Below are 26293 nucleotides of genomic sequence, written 5' to 3'. Positions count from 1 at the left end.
TGCCAGGCAGTGTAGCGATTCCGGCCGGGCGACGCTTGCCCGTTGCAAGGCGGGTTACGGGCGCACGAGCAATAGGTAGAATCGCTCGCATTCGCTTTTCAGAGCCACATTGCCATGATGTCCTCAGCTACCCCCGCCATCCGAATTCTCGCGGTCGAAGACGACCCGGCCCTGGCCTCCCACCTGCAAGCCCACCTGCATGGCAGCGGCTTCGAAGTGACCCTCAGCCACGATGGCAGCGAAGGCCTGCGCCTGGCCCGGGAGCAGCACTTCGATCTGATCCTCATGGACATCCTGCTGCCTGGCAGCAACGGCCTGGACGTGCTGCAACGCCTGCGCGAGCAGCGCCATGTGCCGGTCATCCTGATGTCCGCCCTGGGCGCCGAGCAGGATCGTATCGCCGGCTTCAGCAAGGGCGCCGACGACTACCTGCCCAAGCCGTTCAGCCTGGGCGAGCTCAGCGTGCGTATCGAGGCCATCCTGCGCCGGGTCGCCTACGAGCGCCGCGGCCAACCGCCGCTGCAGGCCGATGCGTTGACCTTTCATGAAGACCGCTGCGACGTCTGCCATGAAGGGCAGTGGGCCATGCTCACCTCCACCGAGTACCGCCTGCTGGAAACCTTTTCCCGGCATGCCGAGGAAGTGCTCAGCAAGGCCTTCCTCTATCAGCACGTGCTGCACCGCGGTTATTCCCAGCATGACCGCAGCCTGGACATGCACGTCAGCAACGTGCGCCGCAAGCTCAAGGGCGTCGCCTACAACGGCAAGCGCCTGGAGTCGGTGTGGGGCAAGGGTTATGTGCTGACGGCCCGGGATGCCTGAGGTGCCGGGGTGGCATTCGCTGTTCTGGAAGCTGATCGTCGGTCTGGCGCTGTTCTGCCTGCTGACCGTCAGCATGCACCTGGACCTGGAGCAGCGGGTGTACGACTCGATGTCCACGCTGTCTCCGCGCAGCCAGCAGGAGCTGAGCGCTATCGCCGGCGAGGCGGAAGCGGCTTGGCGTGAGCGCGGTCGCGAAGGGCTGGACGAGTTTCTGCACGACTTCTACCAGCGTGAGCAGGTCTGGGCCGTGGTGGTGGACCAGCATCAGCGGTCGTTGTCTTCCTGCGCGCTGAGTGACGAGGAGGCGCTGCGCCTGAGCTTCGTGCGCCGGCTCGATCAAAAGGTCGGCCGGCCCGGTGGGCAGCCGGTGTTCTACATCCCGTTCAGCGACGGGCAGGCACGCCTGGTGCTGGAGTTGCCGCAGCGCCTGGACCCGCGCAACGCCCGGCCCATATGGGATTTCCTGCTGCACAGCGTATTGCCCGCCTGCCTGGCCATTCTCCTGGGCACCCTGTTGTATCGCTGGCTTATCGCGCCCCTGGTGATCCTGCGCCGCCAGGCCAATGGCCTCAGTGCCGGCGACCTGAGCGCACGGGTCGGCCCACCGGTGGCGGCCCGCAAGGACGAGCTGGGCGAGCTGGGGCGCGCCTTCGACCATATGGCCGAGCGCCTGCAGGGCACCGTGGTGTATCAGCGACGCCTGCTGCGTGACCTGTCCCACGAACTGCGCACGCCGCTGAGCCGCCTGCGCGTGGCCAGCGAAGGCGAGAGCGACCCGCAGGTGCTGCGCCAGCGCCTCGATCGGGAAATCACCATCATGCAGACCCTGGTGGAGCATTCCCTGGAGCTGGCATGGCTGGATTCCGAGCGCCCGCAATTCGCCCGCGAGCCGATTCGCCTGCAGCAGCTCTGGGACATGCTGGTCGAGGACGCCTGTTTCGAGGCCGCCTGGTCCGGCGAGCGCCTGCTGTTCGAGGTTGATGAAGATTGCACGGTGTACGCCAACCTGACCAGCCTGGCCCAGGCCCTGGAAAACCTGCTGCGCAACGCCATTCGCCACTCACCGCCCGCAGGACAGGTGCGCCTGACGGGCGTGCGGGAAGACGATTGCTGGCACCTGTGCCTGATCGACGAGGGCCCCGGTATCGAGGAGCGCTACCTGGAAACCATTTTCGAACCCTTCGCCCGGCTCGACAGCGCGCGCCCTGGCGACGGTGGCTTCGGCCTCGGCCTGAGCATCGCCCGCAGCGCCATCGCCCTGCAGGGCGGTCGCCTGTGGGCACAGAGTCCGCCTGGCAGCGGGCTGCAGATGCATCTGTTGCTACCGGCGGCCGAGGGGCAGGCGCAAAGTGTATAGACTGTAAATGACGTTTACTCTCATATGATATTAACTATCATTTGCGCCGTTATCGCGGCGGGAGCGCTCTAGGGCGAGCTTTCAGGAGATCCACTACCGCCGTTTTCGCCCGTCTGGGCCTGACACTCATGCGGTATGGGGATGATGTCGATGAATCCGAAGTACAACCCGAGTCTGCTGGCCACGGCCATCATGGTGGCGTTCAGTGTGCCGACTGCCTATGCACAAGAGGTCGATAACGAGGCCAGGGACGCGTCATCAGCTCTGCATCTGGATGAGAGTCAGAGTTCGCTGCTGGAGCTCGGCTCCACGGTGGTGACGGCAGCAGGCACGGAAGTGGATTTACGTGATGCTCCAGCCAGCATCAGCGTTGTCACCCGTGAGGACATCGAGCGCAAGCCGATGGCTAGCATCGCAGAGGTTCTCGGCACGCTACCCGGCGTTACCGGCGGGTATTCGGCAACCGGGGCGGGTTCCAAAATCTCTTTCCGGGGTATGCCGGACCGATACACCCTGATTCTGGTCGACGGCAAACGTATCGGCAGTTCGCAGCTCTTGGGGCATCGGCCTGACACCATCCCCCAGGATCTCGACTGGCTGTCGCCCGAGTCCATCGAGCGAATCGAGGTGGTACGTGGCGCCATGTCTTCGCTGTACGGCTCGGAAGCCATGGGCGGGGTGATCAACATCATCACCCGCAAGGTCTCTCCCGAATGGGGTGGCTCGATTACGTCCAACTACAGCCGTCCACAACCCAGCGATTCTGGCGACACTTCGCAAATCGGCGTGAATGTCAGCGGCCCCCTGACCGACAGCCTTGGTTTACGCCTGGGCGGCAGCTTCAGTGACCGTGAGTCCGACTCCGGCGCCACGGGCTCGACCGGCGCGCTGTCGAAGAACGTCAACGGCAAGCTCAACTGGCAGGCCTCGGAAAACCATAGCTTCAGCATCGATGCCTCGGCAGGCGAGGAGCGTGCCCGTTCGTTCGATGACGTGGAGGCCCGAGCGGCCGCTGGTGAGACCAATGAAACATTCGGTTCCTCGAAAATGGTCAGTCGAGGGTTTGGCATTGGTCATGAAGGACGTTTCGGTGAGGTGGGAACCAAGCTCGACCTGTACGTCAACACGTTCGAGAACAAGGCCGATCAGGCGGACAGCGCCAATGGGGGGGCGAAATCCAAGGAGGCGGTGGCGGATTTCAAATTCGACATGCCCTTCGAGCTGGGTGTCAGCCAGTGGCTGACCGCAGGCCTGCAGTACAAGGAGGAAGAGGTCGAGAACCCAGGCAATATCGGCAACATCGCGGCCTTCATTCCGCCAGGCCAGGCAGAGGCGCTGACGGCGGAGAAGAAGCCTGAAGGCTGGGCTTGGGCGGTCTTCGCCGAGAATCAGGTATTCCTGCGTGACGACCTGACGCTGACCCTGGGCCTGCGTACCGATCGTACCGACGGGTTCAGCGCCCACACCAGTCCTCGCGCCTACCTGGTCTATCACCCTGCCGACGCCTGGACGATCAAGGGCGGTGTCTCCAAGGGCTTCCGTGCGCCGAACCTGAAGGAGCGTTCCCTGAGCTCGGGCACTTCATCGATGGGCATGGGCTGCACATCGCTGGCGCCGCTTGGCTACATGGGCGGCCAGTGCTTCATGGTCGGCAACCCGGATCTCGAGCCGGAGATCAGCACCAACTATGAGCTGGGTGTGACGTTCGACGAGAACGAGTACCGCTTCGAGGCCACGTACTTCGCCAGCAAGATCAAAGACATGATGCAGAATGGCTTTCTGGGTCAGGTCAATGGCATCTGGTACACCCAGCAGTACAACATCGAGGAAGCCAAGACCAGCGGCGTCGAGTTGTCGTTCGGCATGCCGGTCACCGCTGCAGTGTCGTTCAGCGGTAACGCGACCTATATGATCGAGTCGGAAAACACCACGACAGGCGAAGCGCTGCTGATGACGCCGGAGTGGACCGCCAATGCGTTGCTCGAATGGCAGGTGGACAATCAACTTTCCACTTACCTGTCCGCGCAATACCTCGGCAAGCAGTTGTACCGACCTTCCGCGACCGGCGCGGACAGCTTCGCCGAGGCCAATACCACTGTCGATCTAGGTGGCAACTATGCGGTGAACAGGAATCTGACGCTGCGCGCCGGCGTACAGAATGTTTTCAATGATGCTGTGAAAACCGATGACGATTATGGCGACGGGGATCCGCGTACCTTCTATGTAGGTTTTACCAGCCGCTTCTGACCACACCGCGTGCCGCTGCTATCCAGCCCAGACGCCTGGCGTTATGGAGGCTGGATTTCTGCGTGTTGATGCCTGTGCTTTGTTTGACCTGGAGTTCGCAGATGAGCCGCCGTGAGGGCTATGTGATCGATGTACCCTATCCGCTGCATTTCCATAAGGAAATGCAGCCGGTTTGGATGAGCTACATAGCCACCAGCCTGGGCTGCGCAGCACCGGATATCCGTCGCTCCTACCGCTACTGCGAGCTCGGATGCGGTGCGGGTATCAACCTGCTCGTGGCGGCTGCGAGCAATCCACTCGGAGAGTTCGTCGGTGTCGATTTCAACGCGGGGCATATAGCGCTCGCTCAGCAGGCCGCACACGATATCGGGTTGAAGAACATCCAGTTCGTCGAGGCCAGCTTCGGGGATTTCGCCAGCCGGGATCTGCAACCGTTCGACTTCATCGCATGCCACGGTACGTGGTCCTGGCTGCCTCCCCAGGCCCAGGCCAGTATCTTGCAGATCCTTCACCGCTACCTGAAACCCGGCGGTCTGTTCTATCTGCACTATATGTGTCATCCCGGTGCGACACGCTTGACCGCCATTCAGAAAATTCTCCATGAGGTGTCCCTCGCCATGCCGGGTGACTCGGCTGAAGCCGCTCGCCATGGCGTGGAGTTGCTGCGTCGCCTGGCGGATAGCGGGGCGGGGGCATTCGAAGACGATCCCGGGCTGAAGGACGAACTGGCTGCTCTGGAGAAAGAACACCTGACCTATCTAGCCCATGAATTTCTGACCGATTACTGGCGGCCACAGCATTCTGCCGACGTGCACCGGATCGTCGCTCAGGCCGAGCTGACCTATATCGGCAGTGCAAACTGCTTCGAGAACATGGACAGCCTTTCCATCCCGGGCGATATCCAGCCGATACTGTCCGGCGTGGCTCAGAGCGCTTTGCGCGAGACGATCAAGGACACCGCCCGCAATCAACACCAGCGCCTGGACATGTTCCAGCGGCAACCCGAGACCTTGAGCAGCGAGCAACATCTGCTGCAGTTGGATGCTGTCCGTTTCATGGCGATGGCAACCATGCCGCCTGCGGGGGCGCTGAACTTCTCCACGCCGATCGGGGCGATATCGGGGCCGGAGGCGATATTCGAGCCGGTGCTGAAAGCCTTGCAGGCAGGGCCCAGGTCATTTGCCGAATTGCGTGGCCTGAGTGTTTTTTCCGGCGAGCCGGGGGTGCTGCTGCAGGCCCTGCAGATGCTGATGTGGGCCGGGCATGCGCATCCCCTGCGCGCCGATGGCGCCACTGCCCAGCAGGCAAGCGCATTCGGCGAGTGGCTCAGCTCGAAGGCCGTGGCGCTGAGCCCGCTTCCCGAGTGCGGGACTGCTGTAATGCGCAAGCGGGGAGCGTAATGGTCATACGTCTTCGTGCAGGCAGCCGTGGGCTCATGAACGGATGGTTGCGCATTCTAGTCGTGCTGCTGGCGATCAGCGGGGATGCCATGGCCAAGCCTGATCTGTCCCAGCCGCTGGGCCCGACCCTGGCCGATAAGGGTTCGGCCCATTACCGCTTCACCCGGCAGGAGCTCGCTTCGGCCGATGGCCAGCGCCACTACCGCATCTGGATCGCCATTCCCGAGCAGGCCGCGCCCCGTGCGGGTTATCCGGTGCTGTACCTGCTCGATGGCAACGCCGCCCTGGGCGCCCTGCAGGAGGCGCAGCTGGCCGACCTGGCCAGGCGCGGGCCGCCGGTGCTGGTGTTCATCGGCTATGCCACCGACCTGCGCTTCGATGCGGCGGCGCGTGCCTATGACTACACGCCGCCGCTGCCCGGCGGCGAGCCGGTGATCGACGATATCGCCCGGCAACGGCGTGGTGGCGGGGCGGATGTGTTTCTCGATCTGATCGAGCAGCGCATCAAGCCCCTGGTGCAGGCGCAAGCGCCTATCGACCGGCAACGTCAGAGCCTCTGGGGGCATTCCTACGGTGGGCTGCTCACGTTGCATGCGCTGTTCACCCGGCCGGCGAGCTTCCAGCGCTATATCGCCGCCGATCCGTCGTTGTGGTGGCAGGGTGGCTTCATCCTCCAGGAGGCCCAGGCCTTCGTCGCCCGCCCGCAGCCGTTGGACCTGACGCTGCTGACCGGTGGCGCGCTGCACGAACGCCGGCCAGCCGGCAACGATAACGACCCGCAGGTGCGTGCCCGGCGTGAAGCCGTCGCAGCGCTACCGGCCAATGCCGACGAACAGCTTGCGGAGCAGTTGGCGGCAGCTGGCCACGGCCCGGTTCGTTACAAGCGATATCCCGACCTCAGCCACGGGCCCATGCTGCCGGCCTCCCTTGGTCCGGCGCTGCGCCTGGGTGCCGGGGATGACGGCGTCATTCCCCACTGGGGGGCGCAATGAGTCGCTCAGGATTTACATATGTAAATGAAAATCCTGCGCATTTGTGATGCAGTATTGCCGCTGCCGCGCTACAGCCTATGACGCGGCGACACGATTTTTACCGTTGAAGAAAGGATATGTTGATGATCGCTCGCCTATCTCGCTGCTCCCGCCTGCTGGCGCTGTCCGGCCTGGTTGCCTTGCTGCCGTTCGGCGGCGCCCTGGCCGAGTCGCGCAGCCTGGATACCGCCTATGGTGAGGTCAGGCTGGAGGGCACGCCGCAGCGCGTGGTGACCCTGAGCGAGAACGCCCTGGACGTGGCCCTGGCCGTCGGTGTCAAGCCGCTGGGCGGCGTCGCCACCCGCGGCGGCAGCGACGTATCGGACTACCTGAAAGACAAGGCAGGCGATATCAGGATCGTCGGCACCGCGCGGGAGACCAACCTGGAGTCGGTGTTCGCCCTGCAACCGGATCTGATCCTGGCCGCGCCGGAGCTGACCAAGGACCAGTATCAGAAACTCAGCCTGATCGCGCCGACTCTGGTACCCAAGGGCGATTCCTTTGCCGACTGGCGTAACAACGTTGCGTTCTATGGTCAGGCGCTCGGCAAGCAGCAGCAAGCCCAGGCCGCCATCGCGGCGGTCGAGGCACGTATCGAAGGCCTCAAGGGCAAGATCGAGCCAGGCCAGGTCGCCTCCGTGGTGCGCTGGAGCCCCCAGGGCCCGGGCGTGATGTCGCAGCATTTGTTCGTGGGCCAGTTGCTGGGCCAGCTGGGCTTCAAGGGCACGGCGATGGCCGCCGAGCTGACCCAGAAACCCCATAGCGATGCCCTGAGCCTGGAGAACCTGTCGCGCATCGACGGCGATTGGCTGTTCCTCGCCACCCTCAATGCCGATGGCGACAAGGCCCTGGAACAGGCGCGCCAGCAGCCAGCCTTCGCGCGCCTCAAAGCGGTCAGCAGCGGCCATGTGCAGAGCGTCGACGGGCAGATCTGGAGCAGCGGCGCCGGCCCGCTGGCCGCCAAGGTGATCCTCGATGACGTGGAGAAGGCCGTCACCTCGCAATGAGCAGCGCGGCAAAACCCGCTCGCCTGACGCTGGCCGGTGCGCTGGCGCCGGTGAGCGCTGTGCTGGCATTGCTGTGCATCGCCAGCCTGCTGATCGGCGCGGGGGAGGTGGGCATTCTGCGCAGCCTGTCGGCGCTGATTGGCGGCGTGGATGACGAGGCGCGCTTCGTGCTCCTCGAACTGCGCCTGCCCCGCACCCTGCTGGGTGTGCTGGTCGGCGTGGCGCTGGGGACCGCGGGGGTGGTGCTGCAAGCGGCCACCCGCAATCCCTTGGCCGAGCCCGGCTTGCTTGGCGTCAGTGCCGGGGCGTCGTTTGCCGTGGTGCTGGCGATCAGCCTGGGCGCCAGCGCGGCGACCCTTAACCTGGGCGTGGCCATCGGCGGCGCCCTGGTTGGGTGCCTGCTGGTATTGCTGGTCACCCAGGTGCGCGGCGTCAGCGACGACCCCGTGCGCCTGGTGCTGGCCGGCGCCGCGTTCTCCGGCATCCTCACCGCGATCAGCACGCTGATTCTGCTGCACGACCAGCGCAGTTCCGACGAAATCCGCTTCTGGATCATCGGTGCCCTGGCCGGCCGCCCCCAGGACGTGCTGACCTGGAGCGCGCCGGGCCTGCTGCTCGGCTTGCTGCTGCTGGCGCCGCTGATTCGTCCGCTGGCGGCCCTGGCCCTGGGCGAGAAGATGGCCACCGGGCTCGGCCATCACCCCGGTCTGACCCGTCTGGGCGCCTTGCTGGGCGTCGCCGTGCTGGTCGGCACCGCCACCGCAGCGGCCGGGCCCATGGCCTTCGTCGGCCTGGTGGTGCCCTTCGTGGCGCGCCGCCTGGTGGGGCCGGATATCCGTCGCACCATCGGCCTGTCGCTGCTGCTCGGGCCGATCATCGTGTTGTTCGCCGATATCCTCTCGCGCCTGCTGGTCAGCCCCTACGAGCTGCCGATCGGCGTGGTCACCGCGTTGATCGGCGCGCCCGTGCTGATCGCGGTGGTACGCAGCCACAGGTTGCCGACCCTATGAATGCAACGACTTCAGCCAAGGCGCCCAGTGGCTTCTGGTTGCTGGCGGTCGGCTCGCTGCGCCTGCTGTTCAACCGCCGTGGCGTGTATGCCGCGCTGGGCCTTTCCCTGGCCATGGTGGCCATCACCGGCATCAGCCTGGCATCCGGCGCCGCTGGCCTGTCGCCATGGACGGCCCTGGCCGCTGCCTTTGGCCAGGGCGAGCCGATGCACGTGTTTCTGGTTCAGGAGCTGCGCCTGCAGCGTCTGATCGCCGGCCTGCTCACCGGCGCGGCATTCGGCATTGGCGGCTGCCTGCTGCAGACCCTGGCGCGCAATCGCCTGGCCACACCCGGGGTGATCGGCATCGATGACGGCGCCACGGCCTTCGCGGTGGCGTCCATCGTCGCCGTGCCGACCACCCTGGCGCCTTCCGCCCTGGCATTGACCGGCGCCACCACGGCCGCGGTACTGGCCTTCGGCCTGAGTGCCGGCGCCGGGGCGCGGGGTTATCGCTTCATCGTGGTGGGCATCGCCGTGGGCGCGGTGTTCGGCGCGCTGACCAACCTGATGCTGGCGCGTGCCGACATCGACGCCGCCAACGTCGCCTATCCCTGGACGGTCGGTAGCCTCAACGCGCGGCCCGTCCAGGCGGTGTGGCTGTTGGGCTGCGGCCTGCTGCTGTGCCTGCCGCCGGTCAAGTACCTGGCCCAGCGCCTGGAGCTGATGCGCTTTTCCGACAGCGTGGCGGTGGGCCTGGGCGTGCGCCTGAAGGCCATGCGCCTGCTGACCCTGGTCACCACGGTGCTGCTCACCGCACTGGCGGTGGCCGTGGCCGGCCCGGTGGGGCTGGTGGCACTCGCCGCACCGGAGATGGCCCGCTACCTGAGTGGCCACCGTGGTGTGCCGGTATTCTGTTCGGCGCTTGCCGGTGCACTGCTGATGACCCTGGCCGATTGGGTCGGGCGCACCTGGCTGGCGCCCATCGAGATTCCCGTGGGGGTGATCACTGCCGTGGTCGGCGGGCCCTACCTGCTGTGGATCCTGTTGCGCCAGCCGTCGCGCAAACTGACATGAAAGGCCGCCCCAGGCGGGCGGCTGCTGTGGAGCTGAACCCATGACCACCTCCAACCTGTTCGTCACCAAGCCCGCGGCCGAGGTCACCCTGCAGGCCGAGCGCCTGAGCCTGGGTTACCCCCAGGCGGCGATCATCGAGGATTTGTCCCTGCGCATTCCACCGGGGCGGGTCACGGCGATCGTCGGCCCCAACGGCTGCGGCAAGTCCACCCTGCTGGCCGGGTTGTCGCGCCTGCACAAGCCGGCCGCCGGTGCGGTGCTGCTCAATGGCCGGGCCATCGGCAGCCTGCCGTCCAGGCAGGTCGCCCGGCAGCTGGCGCTGTTGCCCCAGGACGCCACGGCGCCGGACGGCCTGACCGTCTCCGAGCTGATCCGCTTCGGCCGCCAGCCGCACCAGAGCCTGCTGCGCCAGTGGTCGGCCGAGGATCAGGCAATCGTCGAGGAAGCGCTGCGCGTCGCTGACCTGCAGGCCCTGGCCGAGCGCCCCCTGGAGTCGATGTCCGGCGGCCAGCGCCAGCGCGCCTGGATCGCCATGGCGGTGGCCCAGCAGACGCCCTTGCTGCTGCTCGACGAGCCCACCTCGGCGCTGGATCTCGGTCACCAGATAGAAGTCTTCGAGTTGATTCGCGACCTCGCCTCGGCAGGCAAGACCGTGGTCATGGTGGTGCATGACCTGTCCAGCGCCTGCCGCTACGCCGACCATCTGGTGGCGATGAAGGCCGGGCAGATCGTGGCCGAGGGTGCGCCGAGCGCCATCGTCACGCCCGAGCTGGTCGCGCAGCTGTATGAAGTGCAGTGCACCCTGATGCACGACCCGGTCAGCGGTACGCCGATCATCGCCGGCATCACCCGGTGTTAGATGAATCGGTTATCAGCTTAGATTCGCTGGTTCGCATGCTCGCGGTTGCTGCCTGACAATGCCGGTATTCGCGGGCTCTGGCCGGTCAGGCAGCTACCGCGGCGCCCGATCGAGGCCTGCAGCGGGGAGTAGGGGTTGCAACGATTTGCCGGTATCATGGCCGCCCCCTGCAGCCGTCTGGACCTGATCGACGCCATGACCCAGCAATACCCCACGATCGCCGAATGCGTCGGCAACACCCCACTGGTTCGCCTGCAACGCCTGCCCGGCGCCACCAGCAACACCCTGCTGGTCAAGCTCGAAGGCAACAACCCGGCCGGCTCGGTCAAGGACCGCCCGGCGCTGTCGATGATCGCCCGCGCCGAGCTGCGCGGTGATATCCGGCCCGGTGATACGCTGATCGAGGCTACCTCGGGCAATACCGGCATCGCCCTGGCCATGGCCGCGGCGATCAAGGGTTACCAGATGATCCTGATCATGCCGGACAACTCCAGCGCCGAGCGCAAGGCAGCGATGACCGCCTACGGCGCCGAGCTGATTCTGGTCAGCAAGGAGCAGGGCATGGAAGGTGCCCGCGACCTGGCGCTGACCATGCAGGCCGAGGGCCGCGGCAAGGTGCTCGACCAGTTCGCCAACGGCGACAACCCGGTCGCCCACTACACCGGCACCGGCCCGGAAATCTGGCGCCAGACCGGCGGGCAGATCACCCATTTCATCAGCTCCATGGGCACCACCGGCACCATCATGGGCGTGTCGCGCTACCTCAAGGAGCAGAACCCGGCCGTGCAGATCGTCGGCCTGCAGCCGATGGAAGGTTCGGCGATCCCGGGCATCCGTCGCTGGCCCCAGGAATACCTGCCGAAGATCTTCGAATCCGAGCGGGTCGATCGCATCGTCGACATGGCCCAGGCCGAAGCCGAGGACGTGATGCGCCGCATGGCCCGCGAAGAGGGCATCTTCTGCGGCGTGTCCTCAGGTGGCTCGGTGGCGGCCATGCTGCGTCTTTCCCGGGAGCTGGAGAACGCCGTGCTGGTCGCCATCATCTGCGATCGCGGCGACCGTTACCTGTCCACCGGCGTGTACGACGCCGTGGCGCGCTGATGGCCCGCAAGAGCGGCGGCCTGCGCTTTCAACCCAGTGGTGGCACCCGTGCCGCCCAGGTGCCGGTGGGCAAGAAGCAGCGCCTGAAGATCGAGCGCCTGGCCAACGATGGCCGTGGCATCGCCTTTATCGACGGGCGCACCTGGTTCGTCAGCGGCGCGCTGCCGGGCGAGGAGATCGAAGCGCGGGTACTGGATGCGCGCAGCAAGGTAGTCGACGCGCGTACCGAACGGGTGTTCCAGGCGAGCCCCGGGCGGCGCGCCGAACCCTGTGTGCATGCGCGCATCTGCGGCGGTTGCAGCGTTCAGCATATCCCCCATGCCGAGCAGCTGGCGCTCAAGCAGCGCCTGCTCGGCGAACAGCTCGAGCGCCTCGGCGGCCTGCAGCCCGAGGCCTGGGCCGAGCCGCTGACCAGCCCGGAATTCGCCTACCGTCGCCGCGCCCGTATCGCGGTGCGCTGGGATGCCCGCGACAAGCGCCTGGACGTGGGCTTTCGCGCCGCGGCCAGCCAGGACATCGTCGCCATCAGTGAGTGCCCGGTGCTGGTCGAGCCGCTGCAGCCGATCCTGCGTGCATTGCCGGCGCTGCTGGGCGGTTTGCAGGCGCCGCGTGCCATTGGTCATGTGGAACTGTTCCGGGGCACGGCCAGTGCCATTCTGGTGCGCCACACCGAGCCCCTGAGCGAAGTGGACAGGGCCCGCCTGCAGGCGTTCTGTTCGGTGCACGAGGCCCAGCTGTGGCTGCAGGGCGAGGGGGCGCCGCAACCGGTGGATGCCTCCCAGCCGCTGGGCTACCGCCTGGAGGCGTGGAACCTGCAACTGGCCTATCGGCCGGGCGATTTCGTGCAGGTCAACGCGGCGGTGAATGCCGCCATGGTGGCCCAGGCCTTGCAGTGGCTGGCGCCGCGAGAAGACGAGCGGGTGCTGGATCTGTTCTGCGGGCTGGGCAACTTCGCCCTGCCGCTGGCCCAGCGCGCCCGTGAAGTGATTGCCGTGGAAGGCGTGCAGGCGATGGTCGAGCGGGCGGCGGACAATGCCCGCAGCAACGGCCTGGCCAATGCGCACTTTTACCAGGCCGACCTGTCCAACCCGCTGGCCGCGGCCGGCTGGGCGGCTGGCGGCTTCGACGCCATCTTGCTCGACCCGCCGCGCGACGGCGCGCTGCAGGTGGTCCGGCAGGTCGGCAGCCTGGGTGCCAAGCGTCTGGTTTACGTGTCATGCAACCCGACGACGCTGGCACGGGACAGTGGCGAATTGTTGCAACAGGGTTATCGCTTGAAGAAAGCCGGTATTCTGGACATGTTTCCGCAAACCGCGCATGTCGAAGCGATGGCGCTGTTCGAGCTCTAAGCTGTCAGATAATGCAGTGGCGCACAGGGATTGCGCCGATTGGTCAAACCGACCGGCTCGCAGAAGCCCGGCGACATTCAACGGGGCGTGCCCCGTGATAGGGAAGGTATTAGATGGTTCAGGTTAGAGTGCACCAGCCCATCAACGACGATGGCAGTATCAATCTCGAGGCCTGGCTGGAGCACGTCACGAGTGTCGACCCGGCCCTCGACCGTGATGCGCTGCGCGCCGCCTGTGAATTCGCCCGGGTGGCCGAGCAACAGGCCAATGCGGCGCAGAACCTGTGGACCGAAGGAGCCTCCAGTTTCAGTGCCGGTCTGGAAATCGCCGAAATTCTCGCCGACCTCAAGCTCGACCAGGATTCCCTGGTCGCCGCCGTCATCTACCGCGGCGTGCGTGAAGGCAAGATTCCCCTGGCAGACGTGCGTCAGCGTTTCGGCCCGGTGGTGGCCAAGCTGATCGAAGGCGTGCTGCGCATGGCGGCCATCAGCGCCAGCCTCAACCCGCGCGGCGAATCCACGGTGCTGGGCTCCCAGGCCCAGGTCGACAACCTGCGCAAGATGCTGGTGGCCATGGTCGACGACGTACGCGTCGCGCTGATCAAGCTGGCCGAGCGCACCTGCGCGATCCGCGCCGTCAAGGACACCGACGAGGAACGCCGCCAGCGCGTGGCCCGCGAGGTCTTCGACATCTACGCACCGCTGGCCCACCGTCTGGGCATCGGCCATATCAAGTGGGAGCTGGAAGACCTGTCCTTCCGCTACCTGGAGCCGGAGCAGTACAAGCAGATCGCCAACCTGCTGCACGAGCGCCGCCTGGATCGCGAGCACTACATCAACGAGGTGATGGAGCAGCTGCGCGAGGAACTCGAAGCCACCGGCATCAACGCCGATATCAGTGGCCGGGCGAAACATATCTATTCGATCTGGCGCAAGATGCAGCGCAAGGGCCTGCAGTTCAGCCAGATCTACGACGTGCGCGCGGTGCGCGTGCTGGTACCGGCGGTGCGCGACTGCTACACCGCCCTGGGCATCGTGCACACCCTGTGGCGGCACATTCCCAAGGAATTCGACGACTACATCGCCAACCCCAAGGAGAATGGCTACCGCTCGCTGCACACCGCGGTGCTCGGCCCGGAAGGCAAGGTGCTGGAGGTGCAGATCCGCACCTCCAACATGCACGAGGAAGCCGAGCTGGGCGTCTGCGCCCACTGGCGCTACAAGGGCACCGACGTCAAGTCGGGCTCGAACCATTATGAAGAGAAGATTTCCTGGCTGCGCCAGGTGCTCGAATGGCACGAGGAGCTGGGCGATATCGGCGGCCTGGCCGAGCAGCTGCGCGTCGATATCGAGCCCGACCGGGTCTATGTGTTCACCCCGGACGGCCACGCCATCGACCTGCCCAAGGGCGCCACGCCCCTGGACTTCGCCTACCGCGTGCACACCGAGATCGGCCACAACTGCCGCGGCGCCAAGATCAACGGGCGCATCGTGCCGCTCAACTACAGCCTGCAGACCGGTGAGCAGGTGGAGATCATCACCAGCAAGCAGGGCACGCCGAGCCGTGACTGGCTGAACTCCAACCTCGGCTACGTGACCACCTCGCGGGCGCGGGCGAAGATCGTCCACTGGTTCAAGCTGCAGGACCGCGACCAGAACGTCGCCGCCGGCAAGACCATGCTCGAGCGCGAACTGGCCCGCGTCGCCCTGCCGCCGGTGGACTTCGAGAAGCTCGCCGAGAAGGCCAACCTGCGCACCGCCGAGGACCTGTTCGCCTCCCTGGGCGCCGGCGACCTGCGCCTGGCACAACTGGTCAACCTGGCCCAGCAGCTGGTCGAGCCGGAGCGCGGCAACGAGCAGCTCGAGTTGATCCCGCGCAAGGCCCAGGGCTTCAAGCCGGGCAAGCGCGGCGACATCCAGATCCAGGGCGTGGGCAACCTGATGACCCAGATGGCCGGCTGCTGTCAGCCACTGCCGGGCGATCCCATCGTCGGCTACATCACCCTGGGCCGTGGCGTCAGCATTCACCGCCAGGATTGTGCGGCGGTGCTGCAGCTCGGTAGCCGCGAGCCGGAGCGGATCATCCAGGTCAGCTGGGGGCCGGTACCGGTGCAGACCTACCCGGTGGACATCATCATTCGCGCCTACGACCGTTCCGGCCTGCTGCGTGACGTGACCCAGACGCTGCTCAACGAGAAGCTCAACGTGCTGGCGGTCAATACCCGCTCGAACAAGGAAGACAACACGGCGTCGATGTCGCTGACCGTGGAGATTCCGGGGCTCGACGCACTGGGCCGTTTGCTGGGCCGCCTGTCGCAGCTGCCCAATATCATCGAGGCGCGTCGTCACCGCGCGCCCTGAGTCGTAAACGGGCACGAGGCGCCAAGCCTCGCGCCCGCATTCAATGGACAGCTCTATGTATCAACTCACCGACCTGCTCAACCTGATGGCTCGCCTGCGTGACCCGCAGCACGGCTGCCCGTGGGACGTGAAACAGTCCTACGCGAGCATCGTGCCGCATACCCTGGAGGAAGCCTACGAGGTGGCCGATGCCATCGAGCGCGAGGCCTTCGACGAGCTGCCCGGCGAGCTCGGCGACCTGCTGTTCCAGGTGGTCTATTACAGCCAATTGGCCAAGGAGGAGGGGCGCTTCGATTTCGCCGCAGTGGTCGATGGCATCACCCGCAAGCTGGTGCGGCGCCACCCCCACGTATTTCCCGATGGCGACCTGTATGGCCCGCTCGATCAGCCGCGCCTGAGTGAAGCCGAGGTCAAGCAGCGCTGGGAGGCGATCAAGGCCGAGGAGCGGGCCGAGCGTTCGGCGGCGCCGCAGCAGTTGTCGTTGCTCGACGACGTGCCGAACGTGCTGCCGGCCCTGAGCCGCGCCAGGAAACTGCAGGGCCGCGCTGCCCGGGTCGGCTTCGACTGGCCGGATGCCTTGCCGGTGCTCGACAAGGTGCGCGAGGAACTGGACGAAGTGCTCGAAGCGATCAGCGAGAACGACCCCGAGGCCATCGCCGAGGAGATCGGCGATCTGCTGTTCAGCGCCACCAATCTGGCCCGGCACCTGAAGGTCGATCCCGAGGCAGCCTTGCGTGCGGCCAACGGCAAGTTCGAGCGGCGCTTTCGCTTTATCGAGCAGGCATTGCGCGAAGCGGGCCGGCCCATCGAGAATTGCACCCTGGATGAGCTCGACGCCCTGTGGGGCGAGGCCAAGAAAATCGAGAAGCAACGGGGTTGCTGAGCCGTACAGGCGCAGCGGCTTCGACGGATATCGATGGGCATGCCCATCTCATTAATTGTCTGCGGATAGGTAGGTTATGGCGATTTCACTACGTGACCAGTTGCTCAAGGCAGGGCTGGTCAACGAGAAGCAGGTCAAGCAGGCCAGCAAGCAACAGCACAAACAGCAGCGCATGGTGAAGAAGGGCCAGGCCGAGGAAGACAACAGCAGCCAGCTTGCGGCCCAGCAGGCCAAGGCCGAGAAGGCCGCGCGCGACCAGGAGCTCAATCGCCAGCAGCAGGAAAAGGCCGAGCAGAAGGCCCGTGCGGCGCAGATCAAGCAGTTGATCGAGGCTTCGCGCTTGCCCAAGCTGACCACCGAGGATTACTACAACTTCGTCGACGACAAGAAGGTCAAGCGCCTGCCGGTCAATGCCCTGATGCGTGACAAGCTCAGCCGCGGTTCGCTGGCCATCGTGCGTCATGGCGGCGGCTACGAGGTGATTCCGCGCGAGGCGGCGCTACGCATTCAGGAGCGTGACCCCCAGCGCGTGCTGCTGCTCAACACGCCGACCGAAGCGCCCGACGAGGACGATCCCTACGCGGCCTATCAGGTGCCTGACGACCTGATGTGGTAAACCATTGAGGCATGAAAAAGCCCGCGATCAGCGGGCTTTTTCATGCTGTTTGGTCAGTGGGTATTGGCTGCTTCGGAGGATTCCAATTCCGCTCGGTAGGCAACGGCCTCTTCTTCGGAGGGAAAGATGCCGACCAACTGGTCGTTCTGGTAGACGTCCCAGATGCGTTTGCCTTCGGCCTGGGCTTCATGAGACATGTGGTGTTCGTCACGCTCGGTCACTACTACTACGCTCACTGTTGTTTCTCCAGTTTTGCCGGATAGATGCGGCGCAAAGCCTTTACGTTCGCTTAGCCTGCTAAGCAACGACAGGATTACGACTGTATCAATTAGTTACAAGTTCCCCCGGGCGCTTCGCTTGTGTCGTGCCTCCATCTGCAAACGACAGGCACAAAAAAGCCGGGACATGCCCGGCTTTTCGTTGCAGCGACCGCTATCAGTCTCGTCGACCCTCGACATTCTTGCCGTCGACCGTGCCCGACTTGAGCATGATCTGGTATTCCTTGCCGTCCTTTTCCACCTGGTGCAAACGCACCAGCAGGTAGTCCCAGTCCTTGGCGAACCACAGGATGGTCTTGCGGCTGCTTTGCGTCGGGTCACGTACACGCTCGACCTTGATGGCGTCGATCAGGCCGGCAGCGGTGCGTACCACTTCGTCACCGAGCACACGGAAGTCGTAGGTTTCGATCTCGTCACCATCGACCACCTGGTAGCTCATGCTTTTCTCGCCGGCGGCCACGTCGTGCTGCAGGGCCAGCTGATAGGTCGACTTGTCCTGCATGCCGCGGTTGAGCGGGAAGCGCACCGGGTTGCCGCGGTCGCTGCCGATCACCTGTTTCTGCGACCAGTCGAAATCGAACTCGATGTCCTTGCTCTTGCCCAGGCCGCTGCGCTCGAACTTGTAGCTCTGCGGCAGGAAGGCATCGTTCTCGACCGTGAAGGTGCTTTGTTCGGTCAGGCCAGCGACCAGCATGGAGGCCTTGAATACCAGCTGCCAACGGCCGTCATCGAGCTTCTGCAGGCTGCGTTCGGCGGAGCCGCTGACCGGAACCTGCTTCCAGTCGGCGGTGTAGCTGGCGGAGAAGGGCTTCGGCTCTGCGGCGAGGGCAGGCAGGCTGAACAACGCCAGGACAAGCATTAAGGCGCGGCGCATGGAGTCTCCTTGCTGTTGATGGGGTAACCGGTGGCCGGCAGTGCAACACCGTCGAGCTGGGGGCCGGCAGCCGTGAGGTGCAGACGCCCCTCGGCGAACCAGCGTACGGCCAGCGGATAGATCCGGTGCTCCTGGGCGTGAACCCGTTGCGCCAGGCTGGCGGCCGTGTCCTGCGAATGTACCGGGATTACTGCCTGTACGACCAGAGGGCCACCATCAAGTTCCTCGGTCACGAAGTGCACGCTGCAGCCGTGCTCGGTGTCACCTGCCTCCAGCGCACGCTGATGGGTATGCAGGCCCTTGTGGCGTGGCAGCAGCGAGGGATGGATGTTCAGCAGGCGGCCATGGTAATGGCGCACGAAGGCGGGGGTGAGAATGCGCATGAAGCCGGCGAGCACCACCAGCTGTGGGTCGAAGCCGTCGATGGCCTGCATCAGCGCGGCATCGAAGGCCTCGCGGCCCTGATAGTCGCCGTGTTCGAGCACGCGGGTGGCGATGCCTGCGGCCTGCGCGCGTTGCAGGCCGTAGGCATCGCTGCGGTTGGCGATCACCGCGGCGATGCGCACCGGGTTCTCGCCATCAGCGGTGCTGTCGATCAGCGCCTGAAGATTGCTGCCGGTGCCCGACAGCAGCACCACTACATTGCAGAGTCGCGGCATTAGGTGCCCATCAGTGGCTTTTCAGATTGTTCAGCACGACGCGCTCGGCGCCTTCGGCAGCCGCGGCGATCTGGCCGATGACCCAGGGCTGCTCGCCGGCGCTGCGCAGGGCCTGCAGGGCGGTGTCGACCTGATCCTGGGCGACGCAGATGACCATGCCCACGCCGCAGTTCAGCACGCGGTGCATTTCATGCTCGTCGACGTTGCCTTTGTCCTGCAGGAAGTCGAACACCGCCGGGCGCTGCCAGCTGGCCACGTCGATCACCGCCTGAGCGTTGTCCGGCAGTACGCGCGGGATGTTGTCGAGCAGGCCGCCGCCGGTAATGTGGGCCATGGCCTTGACCGCGCCGGTCTTCTTGATCAGCTCCAGCAGCGGTTTGACGTAGATGCGCGTCGGCGCCATCAGCAGGTCGGCCAGGGGTTTGCCGTCGAGCTGGGTGTTCTCGATATCGGTGCCGGACACTTCGAGGATCTTGCGGATCAGCGAGTAGCCATTGGAATGCGGGCCGGAGGAGGGCAGGGCGATCAGCGCGTCGCCGGTGGCGACCCTGGAGCCGTCGATGATCTCGGCCTTCTCGACCACGCCCACGCAGAAGCCGGCCAGGTCGTAGTCTTCGCCTTCGTACATGCCCGGCATCTCGGCGGTTTCCCCACCGACCAGCGAGCAGCCGGCCAGCTCGCAACCGGCGCCGATGCCGGTGACCACGGTGGCGGCAACGTCGACGTTGAGCTTGCCGGTGGCGTAGTAGTCGAGGAAGAACAGCGGCTCGGCGCCGCAGACCACCAGGTCGTTGACGCACATGGCGACCAGGTCCTGGCCGATGCTGTCGTGCTTGTTGAGGTTCAGTGCCAGGCGCAGCTTGGTGCCCACGCCGTCGGTGCCGGAGACCAGTACCGGTTGCTTGTAGCCGGCCGGGATCTCGCACAGGGCGCCGAAGCCACCCAGGCCACCCATGACTTCAGGACGGGCGGTGCGCTTGGCTACGCCCTTGATGCGTTCGACCAGGGCTTCGCCCGCGTCGATGTCCACACCTGCGTCCTTGTAGCTGATGGAGGGTTGCTTGCTCATAGATCCAGGCCTTTGGAAGGGGAAAGTCGGAATAGCGTCGGCCCCTCGGGGCCGTTCTGCGAAGGCGCGCGATTTTATCAGGCTTGCCCGGCAGCGGCCAGCCACCGTGCCGAGTGCGGTCGCCCTGGGCGGCCGGCAGGCGGTGAAACCCTGGCCGGGCCGGGCGAGTCGCAGGCAAGCCGGCAGACGCGTTAATCGCCGCGTGGCTTGCGATGCCGGGGCAACAGCCCCTAAGGTATAGCGCCACGGCCTGTTAACGCGCGCCGCCTTCTTCAGCCGAGAGTTCCCCGTTCATGCGCCCGACCTTCCGCCCCCTGCTTCTCTGCCTGTCATTGCTGAGCCTGCCGACCCTGGCAGCGACCGTGAGTGACCTCTATCAGGTGCGCGAGACGGTTGCCAGCCAGCAGCCCGAGGAGCGCGATGCCGCCCTGCAGCGCGCCGTCGAGACGCTGGTGCTGCGCCTGACCGGCAAGCCCGATGCGGCCAAGGGCTCGGCATTGGCCGAATTGCGCAAGGATCCGCAGCAGATCATCAGCCAGTACGGTTACGAGGGCGATCACCTGGTGGTCGACTTCGATGCGGTGTCCACCGACCGCTCCCTGCGTCAGGCCGGCCTGCCGCTGTGGGGTGTCAACCGGCCGGCCATTCTCGCCTGGTGGCTGAACGAGACGGTCGACGGGGCGAACATGGTCGGTGACGGCCAGGCCGCCGCCGAGCCGCTGCGCGAGGCGGCCCAGCACCGCGGCCTGCCACTGCGCCTGCCGCTGGCCGATCTCAGCGAGCAATTGGTGGCGACCAAGGAAGCGCTGGGTGCCAAGGACCTCGGTGAGCTGCGTTCGGCATCCGAGCGCTACGGGGCCGACGCCTTGCTGGCGGTGCGCGCCAGCGAAGCGGACGGCAAGTGGCAGGCCAGCTGGCAGCTTTGGCTGGGTGACGAGCGCGAGCAGGGCAAGGCCGAGGGCGCCGATCAGGCGGCGTTGGCCGATGCCGTGTTGCTGGCGGTGAGCGAGCGCCTGGCGCCGCGTTTCGTCGTCGCGCCGGGCGCCAGCTCGACCCAGACGGTGGAAATCATCGGCGCCGATCTGTCCCGCTACGCGGAGCTGCAGCGGGTGCTCGAACCCTTTGCCGCTCAGTTGCAATCGGTGGAGGCTGACCGGCTGATTTACCAGGTCAATGCCAGCGCCGAGCAGCTGCGTACCCAGTTGGGCCTGTTGCAGCTGCACGAGGTGTCGGCTGCCGAACTGGCCGCAGAGGCGCCGGCGCCCGCCGAGCCCCAGGCACCCGTGGATGCCAGCCAGGCTCCCGTGGATGCCAGCCAGGCTCCCGTGGAGCCACCGCCGGCGCCGCCGGCAGCCGATTCCAAAGCCCGTGGCGATGTCCTGTACTTTCGCTGGTAGACTGCCGCTCATCTGAACCGCTTCGCTTGCGGCCTCGGCCATGGTCGAGGTCGTTTTGCGAGTGCGCACCGAGCTGTCATTTGCTTCTGAGGATCGAGCATGCCCGTTTCGTTTCGCTGGCTGTGGATCACTGTCGTGCTGGTACTGGGCGGTCTGCTGTACCTGCTGCATCCGATTCTTTCGCCGTTTCTGGTCGGCATTCTGATCGCCTACCTCGGTGATCCGCTGGTCGACCGCCTGGAGCGCCTGAAGTTGTCGCGCACCTGGGGGGTGATCGTGGTGTTCGGCCTGTTCACCCTGTTGATGGCCCTGGCCCTGCTGGTGCTGATCCCGATGCTGGGCAAGCAGTTGGTGCGGCTCTACGAACTGATGCCGCAGATGCTCGACTGGGCACAGAACCAGGCGCTGCCCTGGATCCAGGTCAAACTCGGGCTGAACGAGGGCTTCTGGCGGTTCGATCAGCTCAAGCAGTCCCTTTCCGGGCACCTGGGCCAGACCACCGACATCGCCGGGCTGGTGCTCTCCCAGGTCACGGCGTCGAGCCTGGCACTGATGGCCTGGGTGGCCAACCTGCTGCTGATCCCGGTGGTCAGCTTCTACCTGATGCGCGACTGGGATCTGCTGGTCGGCAAGCTGCGCAGCCTGGTGCCGCGCGACAACGAAGGCGTGGTGGTGAAGCTGTTCGGCGAATGCCATGAGGTGCTCGGTGCCTTTCTGCGTGGCCAGTTGCTGGTGATGCTGGCGCTGGGCGCGATGTACGCGGTCGGGCTGATGGCCATCGGCCTGGAACTGGGCCTGTTGATCGGTGTGCTGGCCGGCCTCGCGAGCATCGTGCCGTACCTGGGTGTGGTGGTGGGAATCGGCAGTGCGCTGCTCGCCGGCGTGTTCCAGTTCGGCGGCGACCCCTATCCCTTGCTGGCGATTGCCGGGGTGTTCGTGGTCGGCCAGTTGCTCGAAGGCATGCTGCTGACGCCATTGCTGGTCGGTGATCGCATCGGCTTGCATCCGGTGGCGGTGATCTTCGCGATCATGGCCGGCGGCCAGTTGTTCGGTTTCACCGGTATTCTGCTGGCGCTGCCGGTGGCCGCGGTGATCATGGTGCTGCTGCGCCACGTGCACGAACTGTACAAGCAGTCCGACGCCTATGGGGGGCAGGCCCCGATTCAGCCAGCGCCTGGCCGCCGATCACGCTGAGGCCTGCTAAGCCCTTGTATTGCCTTGGAAAAGTGCGGCAATGACAGGCGGCCGCCAAGGGTATAAACTGCCCCACCTTTATTCAGAGCGCCCATCGGGCTCCGACGAGCCGTTCTCTCCAGCATGAAGCCGATTCAACTGCCCCTGGGTGTGCGTCTGCGCGATGACGCCACCTTCGCCAATTACTACCCGGGCGCCAATGCTGCTGCCCTCGGGTACGTGGAGCGTCTGTGCGAGGCCGAGGCGGGCTGGACGGAGAGCCTGATCTACCTGTGGGGTGGTGAGGGCGTCGGCCGCAGCCACCTGCTGCAGGCGGCCTGCCTGCGCTTCGAGCAGCTCGGCGAGCGTGCCGTCTACCTGCCACTGGGCGAAGTGGTGCAGTACGGCCCGGCGATTCTGGACAACCTGGAGCAGTTCGAGCTGGTTTGCCTGGATGACCTGGAAGCCGCTGCCGGGCAGCGCGCCTGGGAAGAAGCGCTGTTTCACCTGTTCAATCGCCTGCGCGACAGCGGTCGACGTCTGCTCCTGGCTGCCAATGCCTCGCCTCGCGAGTTGTCGATCAAGCTGCCCGACCTCAAGTCGCGCCTGACCCTGGCCCTGGTGTTCCAACTGCAGTCGCTGTCGGACGAGGACAAGCTGCGTGCCCTGCAGCTGCGTGCCTCGCGCCGCGGCCTGCACATGAGCGATGACGTGGGGCGCTTCATCCTCACCCGCGGCGAGCGCAGCATGAACGCGCTGTTCGAACTGCTCGAGCGCCTGGATCAGGCCTCGCTGCAGGAAAAGCGCAAGCTGACCATCCCCTTCCTCAAGGAAACCCTGGACTGGTAGCCCAGCTACCGTCCCGGATACCTTCTATTCCTCGCGGCTCTCGCCAGCGCTGCCGATCCGCTGGTACTGCGCGCACCAGCGCGTATAGAGCAGGGCGGTGGTGAACAGCGTCAGGCTGAGCAGGATTTCCAACCAACCGAACAGCCGTCTGGACGGATCGAAGGCGGCCAGTACGCCCTGGATGAAATACAGGTTGACCACGAAGCAGGCCCAAGAATGGGTGCGCGGGTGGCCGCCGATGATCCCCGGCGCGAGCAGCAGTAACGGCAGCACCTGTACGGCCAGTACCGCCCACAGCAGCGACCTGGGAACGGCGGCGTAGCCCAGGTTCCAGATCAGCAGCAGCGCCGCCAGCGCCACGAAGCTGGCCAGGCTCAGGTAGCGACAGATACGCAAGCGTGGCAGCAGCCAGTCCGCGCTGGGCAGCGCTCTGGCTGTTCTAGCCACGGCCGTCGCCCAGCTTGAGGGCGATGCTCGCCAGGCGCTGACCCAGGGCGCGGCACAGGGTGATCTCATGCTCATCCAGGGCACGCTTGCCGTCAGCGCCTGCATGGTGGCTGGCGCCGTAGGGCGTGCCGCCACCGCGGGTCTCGACCAGGGCGGACTCGCTGTAGGGCAAGCCGGCGATCAGCATGCCGTGGTGCAGCAGGGGCAGCAGCATCGACAGCAGCGTGCTCTCCTGGCCGCCATGCAGGCTGGCGGTAGAGGTGAACACGCCCGCGGGCTTGCCGACCAGGCTGCCGGTCAGCCACAGGTTGCTGGTGCCGTCGAGAAAGTACTTCATGGGCGCCGCCATGTTGCCAAAGCGCGTCGGGCTGCCCAGCGCCAGGCCGGCGCAGTTCTTCAGGTCGTCGAGGCTGGCGTAGGGTGCGCCCTGTGCCGGAATGCTTTCGCTGACCGCCTCGCATTCCGCGGAAACCGCCGGTACGGTGCGCAGACGCGCCTCGAAGCCCTGCAGCTCGACGCCGCGGGCGATATGGCGGGCCATCTCGGCAGTGGCACCGTGACGGCTGTAATACAGCACCAGAATGTAAGGCGTGGTCATGGCAGCAGCTCCAGGATGTTTTCCGGCGGCCGACCGATGGCGGCGCGATCCCCGGCGATCAGGATCGGGCGCTCGATCAGGCGTGGGTGGGCGACCATGGCCGCGATCAGTTCGTCGTCACCCAGCGCCTGGTCGGCCAGGTCGAGTTCACGGTATTCGTCTTCACCACTGCGCAGCAACTGGCGAGGGGGCAGACCGAGTTTGCCCAGCACCTCACGCAATTCTGCAGCGCTGGGTGGATTGTCGAGGTAGTGCACCACGACCGGCTGCAGGCCGCGTTGTACGAGCAGTTGCAGAGCTGCGCGGGATTTCGAGCAGCGGGGATTGTGATAAAGGGTCAGATCGGTCATGGCAGTCGTCGCTTCTGGCGGCAGATGGCAGCTATTCTAACCGCGTCGGCGCCTTGCGCTGAACGGGGTGCGGCAATCGAGGCGAACCTAAGTGCGGAGCCAGCGTCTGTAATCCGCGGTCACAATGGCTTGTGGCCAGCTTTTTCCCGCTCGTCTGCATTGCCTGCGCCGCCAATGGCGCCGGCCTGACGATGATGCGCAGGTTTCCGACTGCCCTTGTGAGGTGGGTATGCAGCAGCGTTTGCACGATTGGCTCGAGTTCTGGCGATTCCTCTGGCAGCGCTTCTTCGACAATCGCGGTGCCGATAACGCGGCTGCGCTGACCTACACCACGCTGTTCGCCGTGGTGCCGATGATGACGGTCAGCTTTGCCGTGCTCTCCGCCGTGCCGGCTTTTCAGGGGACTGGCGAGCAGATCCAGGCATTCATCTTTCACAACTTCGTGCCGTCTGCGGGTGAGGCGTTGCAGGAGTATCTGCGCAATTTCACCACCCAGGCGCGGCAGCTGACCTGGATCGGCGTGGCGGTGCTGGCGATCACCGCGTTCTGGATGCTGGTGACCATCGAGCGCACCTTCAACACCATCTGGCGCGTGCGGCAACCGCGCCGGGGTATCGCCACCTTCCTGCTGTACTGGGCCATTCTCAGCCTTGGCCCGATGCTGCTGGGCGCCGGTTTCGCCATCAGCACCTATGTCGCCTCGCTGTCCCTGCTCAGCGGGCCGGATGCCGTGGTTGGCGCCCAGACGCTGCTGCGCTTCACGCCGCTGTTGTTCAGCGTGGCGGCGTTCACCCTGCTCTATGCGGCCGTGCCCAATGCCCGGGTTCCATTGCGTCATGCCCTGTGGGGCGGGCTGTTCACGGCGGTGCTGCTGGAGCTGGCCAAGGCAACTTTCGGCTTCTACGTGCGCTTCTTCCCCGGCTACCAGCTGATCTACGGTGCCTTTGCCACGGTGCCGCTGTTTCTGCTGTGGATCTTTCTGTCCTGGCTGATCGTCCTGCTGGGGGCCGAGCTGGTGTGCAACCTGGGGGTTTCCCATCAGTGGCGCAAGCGCGCGATGCCCAGGGCACTGGTGCTGCTGGGCATCCTGCGGGTATTCCACGCACGCCAGCGCACCGGGCTCAAGGTGCGCCACCGCGATATTCAGCGCCAGGGCTGGTTGCTGCCCGAGCATGAATGGGAGGAAGTGCTGAGTTTTCTGGAAGGCCAGCGCCTGGTCGCCAGCACCGGGGGCGATAGCTGGATGCTCAGTCGCGACCTGTCCCATTTCACCTTGCAGCAGCTGTTCGAACGCAGCCCCTGGCCGTTGCCCCATTTGAGCCAGTTGCCCGACGAACTGGACGAACCCTGGTATCCGGCGCTGCGGGAGGCGTTAAAACGCCTGCATGACGAGCAGACCCTGCTGTTCGGCGACAGCCTGGCACATTGGCTGGAGGGGCAGGGCAGTGACAGGAAGTGACGTTTATCGGCACCAAGGCAAGCGTGTTTGATGGCTCGATGCC

General features: G+C 65.5%; 25 protein-coding genes. 18 read left to right on the top strand and 7 right to left on the bottom strand.

The features are described from left to right. Positions 1 to 114: 114 nt before the first annotated feature. From SA190iCDA_RS18310 to SA190iCDA_RS18245, 14 genes are all read left to right on the top strand, one after another. On the top strand, positions 115 to 822 hold the full coding sequence (locus SA190iCDA_RS18310; protein WP_070885474.1) for a response regulator transcription factor: 708 nt from the start codon (positions 115 to 117) through the stop codon (positions 820 to 822). Beyond that, positions 815 to 2179, top strand: coding sequence for a histidine kinase sensor domain-containing protein (locus tag SA190iCDA_RS18305; protein ID WP_070885473.1), 1365 nt, complete (start codon positions 815 to 817; stop codon positions 2177 to 2179). Before SA190iCDA_RS18310 ends, SA190iCDA_RS18305 begins: the two co-directional genes overlap by 8 nt. 150 nt (positions 2180 to 2329) lie before the next feature. Beyond that, positions 2330 to 4426 (top strand): TonB-dependent receptor domain-containing protein, encoded by a 2097-nt coding sequence (locus tag SA190iCDA_RS18300; RefSeq protein WP_083329792.1) that lies wholly within the window; start codon positions 2330 to 2332, stop codon positions 4424 to 4426. 101 nt (positions 4427 to 4527) lie between these two features. Next, a complete protein-coding gene (locus tag SA190iCDA_RS18295; RefSeq protein WP_070885472.1) occupies positions 4528 to 5826 on the top strand; it encodes a class I SAM-dependent methyltransferase in 1299 nt (432 codons plus the stop codon). A 47-nt stretch (positions 5827 to 5873) separates the two neighbouring features. Beyond that, on the top strand, positions 5874 to 6818 hold the full coding sequence (locus SA190iCDA_RS18290; protein WP_236100903.1) for an alpha/beta hydrolase: 945 nt from the start codon (positions 5874 to 5876) through the stop codon (positions 6816 to 6818). A 122-nt stretch (positions 6819 to 6940) separates the two neighbouring features. Beyond that, complete coding sequence (locus SA190iCDA_RS18285) at positions 6941 to 7864, top strand: ABC transporter substrate-binding protein (protein WP_083329771.1); 924 nt, start codon at positions 6941 to 6943, stop codon at positions 7862 to 7864. Beyond that, positions 7861 to 8874 (top strand): FecCD family ABC transporter permease, encoded by a 1014-nt coding sequence (locus tag SA190iCDA_RS18280; protein ID WP_070885469.1) that lies wholly within the window; start codon positions 7861 to 7863, stop codon positions 8872 to 8874. The genes SA190iCDA_RS18285 and SA190iCDA_RS18280 overlap by 4 nt, the downstream gene beginning before the upstream one ends. After that, the gene (locus SA190iCDA_RS18275; protein WP_070885468.1) at positions 8871 to 9929 is read left to right on the top strand and encodes a FecCD family ABC transporter permease; all 1059 of its coding nucleotides are present in this window, start codon (positions 8871 to 8873) and stop codon (positions 9927 to 9929) included. The genes SA190iCDA_RS18280 and SA190iCDA_RS18275 overlap by 4 nt, the downstream gene beginning before the upstream one ends. A gap of 40 nt (positions 9930 to 9969) precedes the next feature. After that, positions 9970 to 10788 carry an ABC transporter ATP-binding protein gene (locus SA190iCDA_RS18270; protein WP_070885467.1) on the top strand — a complete coding sequence of 273 codons (819 nt, stop codon included), beginning with the start codon at positions 9970 to 9972 and terminating at the stop codon, positions 10786 to 10788. A gap of 195 nt (positions 10789 to 10983) precedes the next feature. After that, the gene (gene cysM, locus SA190iCDA_RS18265) at positions 10984 to 11889 is read left to right on the top strand and encodes a cysteine synthase CysM (RefSeq protein WP_083329791.1); all 906 of its coding nucleotides are present in this window, start codon (positions 10984 to 10986) and stop codon (positions 11887 to 11889) included. Further along, positions 11889 to 13238 carry a 23S rRNA (uracil(1939)-C(5))-methyltransferase RlmD gene (rlmD, locus tag SA190iCDA_RS18260; protein WP_070885466.1) on the top strand — a complete coding sequence of 450 codons (1350 nt, stop codon included), beginning with the start codon at positions 11889 to 11891 and terminating at the stop codon, positions 13236 to 13238. The genes cysM and rlmD overlap by 1 nt, the downstream gene beginning before the upstream one ends. A gap of 113 nt (positions 13239 to 13351) precedes the next feature. Then, positions 13352 to 15598 (top strand): GTP diphosphokinase, encoded by a 2247-nt coding sequence (relA, locus tag SA190iCDA_RS18255; RefSeq protein WP_070885465.1) that lies wholly within the window; start codon positions 13352 to 13354, stop codon positions 15596 to 15598. A 55-nt stretch (positions 15599 to 15653) separates the two neighbouring features. Beyond that, entirely contained in the window at positions 15654 to 16481 is an 828-nt protein-coding gene (gene mazG, locus SA190iCDA_RS18250; RefSeq protein ID WP_070885464.1) for a nucleoside triphosphate pyrophosphohydrolase, read from the top strand. Between the two features lie 76 nt (positions 16482 to 16557). After that, on the top strand, positions 16558 to 17097 hold the full coding sequence (locus SA190iCDA_RS18245) for a DUF2058 domain-containing protein (protein WP_070885463.1): 540 nt from the start codon (positions 16558 to 16560) through the stop codon (positions 17095 to 17097). 53 nt (positions 17098 to 17150) lie between these two features. On the opposite strand, the gene SA190iCDA_RS18240 is transcribed toward SA190iCDA_RS18245, so the two are convergent. From SA190iCDA_RS18240 to purM, 4 genes are all read right to left on the bottom strand, one after another. After that, positions 17151 to 17333 carry a hypothetical protein gene (locus SA190iCDA_RS18240; protein ID WP_139159469.1) on the bottom strand — a complete coding sequence of 61 codons (183 nt, stop codon included), beginning with the start codon at positions 17331 to 17333 and terminating at the stop codon, positions 17151 to 17153. A 199-nt stretch (positions 17334 to 17532) separates the two neighbouring features. Beyond that, positions 17533 to 18249, bottom strand: a complete 717-nt coding sequence (locus tag SA190iCDA_RS18235; protein ID WP_070885462.1) for a DUF3108 domain-containing protein — start codon at positions 18247 to 18249, stop codon at positions 17533 to 17535. After that, on the bottom strand, positions 18234 to 18908 hold the full coding sequence (gene purN / locus SA190iCDA_RS18230; protein ID WP_070885461.1) for a phosphoribosylglycinamide formyltransferase: 675 nt from the start codon (positions 18906 to 18908) through the stop codon (positions 18234 to 18236). The genes SA190iCDA_RS18235 and purN overlap by 16 nt, the downstream gene beginning before the upstream one ends. A 10-nt stretch (positions 18909 to 18918) precedes the next feature. Beyond that, positions 18919 to 19977, bottom strand: a complete 1059-nt coding sequence (gene purM / locus SA190iCDA_RS18225) for a phosphoribosylformylglycinamidine cyclo-ligase (RefSeq protein ID WP_070885460.1) — start codon at positions 19975 to 19977, stop codon at positions 18919 to 18921. A gap of 293 nt (positions 19978 to 20270) precedes the next feature. Between purM and SA190iCDA_RS18220 the strand changes: the two genes are divergently transcribed. From SA190iCDA_RS18220 to hda, 3 genes are all read left to right on the top strand, one after another. Then, positions 20271 to 21374 (top strand): DUF2066 domain-containing protein, encoded by a 1104-nt coding sequence (locus tag SA190iCDA_RS18220; RefSeq protein WP_070885459.1) that lies wholly within the window; start codon positions 20271 to 20273, stop codon positions 21372 to 21374. Positions 21375 to 21473: 99 nt separating this feature from the next. Beyond that, the gene (locus SA190iCDA_RS18215) at positions 21474 to 22568 is read left to right on the top strand and encodes an AI-2E family transporter (protein WP_070885458.1); all 1095 of its coding nucleotides are present in this window, start codon (positions 21474 to 21476) and stop codon (positions 22566 to 22568) included. Between the two features lie 123 nt (positions 22569 to 22691). Further along, positions 22692 to 23396, top strand: a complete 705-nt coding sequence (hda, locus tag SA190iCDA_RS18210; RefSeq protein ID WP_070885457.1) for a DnaA regulatory inactivator Hda — start codon at positions 22692 to 22694, stop codon at positions 23394 to 23396. Between the two features lie 24 nt (positions 23397 to 23420). Here the strand turns inward: hda and SA190iCDA_RS18205 are convergent, their stop codons facing one another. Genes SA190iCDA_RS18205 through arsC form a run of 3 tightly spaced genes read right to left on the bottom strand, consistent with a single transcriptional unit; the run spans position 23421 to position 24791 of the window. After that, on the bottom strand, positions 23421 to 23843 hold the full coding sequence (locus tag SA190iCDA_RS18205; protein ID WP_070885456.1) for a DUF2069 domain-containing protein: 423 nt from the start codon (positions 23841 to 23843) through the stop codon (positions 23421 to 23423). Further along, positions 23836 to 24441, bottom strand: coding sequence for an NAD(P)H:quinone oxidoreductase (gene wrbA, locus SA190iCDA_RS18200; RefSeq protein WP_070885455.1), 606 nt, complete (start codon positions 24439 to 24441; stop codon positions 23836 to 23838). The genes SA190iCDA_RS18205 and wrbA overlap by 8 nt, the downstream gene beginning before the upstream one ends. Then, positions 24438 to 24791 carry an arsenate reductase (glutaredoxin) gene (gene arsC, locus SA190iCDA_RS18195; protein ID WP_070885454.1) on the bottom strand — a complete coding sequence of 118 codons (354 nt, stop codon included), beginning with the start codon at positions 24789 to 24791 and terminating at the stop codon, positions 24438 to 24440. Before arsC ends, wrbA begins: the two co-directional genes overlap by 4 nt. Positions 24792 to 25020: 229 nt before the next feature. Between arsC and SA190iCDA_RS18190 the strand changes: the two genes are divergently transcribed. After that, positions 25021 to 26250 (top strand): YihY family inner membrane protein, encoded by a 1230-nt coding sequence (locus SA190iCDA_RS18190; RefSeq protein ID WP_070885453.1) that lies wholly within the window; start codon positions 25021 to 25023, stop codon positions 26248 to 26250. Positions 26251 to 26293 lie beyond the last annotated feature (43 nt).

Origin of the sequence: Pseudomonas argentinensis (genome assembly GCF_001839655.2) — a bacterium.
GTDB lineage: Bacteria > Pseudomonadota > Gammaproteobacteria > Pseudomonadales > Pseudomonadaceae > Aquipseudomonas > Aquipseudomonas argentinensis_B.
Note: the sequence above shows the minus strand (reverse complement) of the source record. Positions and strands in the feature narration are given on the sequence as shown.

Coding starts and splice junctions, on each gene's coding strand:
- SA190iCDA_RS18310 (WP_070885474.1), top strand. CDS start 115: ATGATGTCCTCAGCTACCCCCGCCATCCGAATTCTCGCGGTCGAAGAC.
- SA190iCDA_RS18305 (WP_070885473.1), top strand. CDS start 815: ATGCCTGAGGTGCCGGGGTGGCATTCGCTGTTCTGGAAGCTGATCGTC.
- SA190iCDA_RS18300 (WP_083329792.1), top strand. CDS start 2,330: ATGAATCCGAAGTACAACCCGAGTCTGCTGGCCACGGCCATCATGGTG.
- SA190iCDA_RS18295 (WP_070885472.1), top strand. CDS start 4,528: ATGAGCCGCCGTGAGGGCTATGTGATCGATGTACCCTATCCGCTGCAT.
- SA190iCDA_RS18285 (WP_083329771.1), top strand. CDS start 6,941: ATGATCGCTCGCCTATCTCGCTGCTCCCGCCTGCTGGCGCTGTCCGGC.
- SA190iCDA_RS18280 (WP_070885469.1), top strand. CDS start 7,861: ATGAGCAGCGCGGCAAAACCCGCTCGCCTGACGCTGGCCGGTGCGCTG.
- SA190iCDA_RS18275 (WP_070885468.1), top strand. CDS start 8,871: ATGAATGCAACGACTTCAGCCAAGGCGCCCAGTGGCTTCTGGTTGCTG.
- SA190iCDA_RS18270 (WP_070885467.1), top strand. CDS start 9,970: ATGACCACCTCCAACCTGTTCGTCACCAAGCCCGCGGCCGAGGTCACC.
- cysM (WP_083329791.1), top strand. CDS start 10,984: ATGACCCAGCAATACCCCACGATCGCCGAATGCGTCGGCAACACCCCA.
- rlmD (WP_070885466.1), top strand. CDS start 11,889: ATGGCCCGCAAGAGCGGCGGCCTGCGCTTTCAACCCAGTGGTGGCACC.
- relA (WP_070885465.1), top strand. CDS start 13,352: ATGGTTCAGGTTAGAGTGCACCAGCCCATCAACGACGATGGCAGTATC.
- mazG (WP_070885464.1), top strand. CDS start 15,654: ATGTATCAACTCACCGACCTGCTCAACCTGATGGCTCGCCTGCGTGAC.
- SA190iCDA_RS18245 (WP_070885463.1), top strand. CDS start 16,558: ATGGCGATTTCACTACGTGACCAGTTGCTCAAGGCAGGGCTGGTCAAC.
- SA190iCDA_RS18235 (WP_070885462.1), bottom strand. CDS start 18,249: ATGCGCCGCGCCTTAATGCTTGTCCTGGCGTTGTTCAGCCTGCCTGCC.
- purN (WP_070885461.1), bottom strand. CDS start 18,908: ATGCCGCGACTCTGCAATGTAGTGGTGCTGCTGTCGGGCACCGGCAGC.
- purM (WP_070885460.1), bottom strand. CDS start 19,977: ATGAGCAAGCAACCCTCCATCAGCTACAAGGACGCAGGTGTGGACATC.
- SA190iCDA_RS18220 (WP_070885459.1), top strand. CDS start 20,271: ATGCGCCCGACCTTCCGCCCCCTGCTTCTCTGCCTGTCATTGCTGAGC.
- SA190iCDA_RS18215 (WP_070885458.1), top strand. CDS start 21,474: ATGCCCGTTTCGTTTCGCTGGCTGTGGATCACTGTCGTGCTGGTACTG.
- hda (WP_070885457.1), top strand. CDS start 22,692: ATGAAGCCGATTCAACTGCCCCTGGGTGTGCGTCTGCGCGATGACGCC.
- wrbA (WP_070885455.1), bottom strand. CDS start 24,441: ATGACCACGCCTTACATTCTGGTGCTGTATTACAGCCGTCACGGTGCC.
- arsC (WP_070885454.1), bottom strand. CDS start 24,791: ATGACCGATCTGACCCTTTATCACAATCCCCGCTGCTCGAAATCCCGC.
- SA190iCDA_RS18190 (WP_070885453.1), top strand. CDS start 25,021: ATGCAGCAGCGTTTGCACGATTGGCTCGAGTTCTGGCGATTCCTCTGG.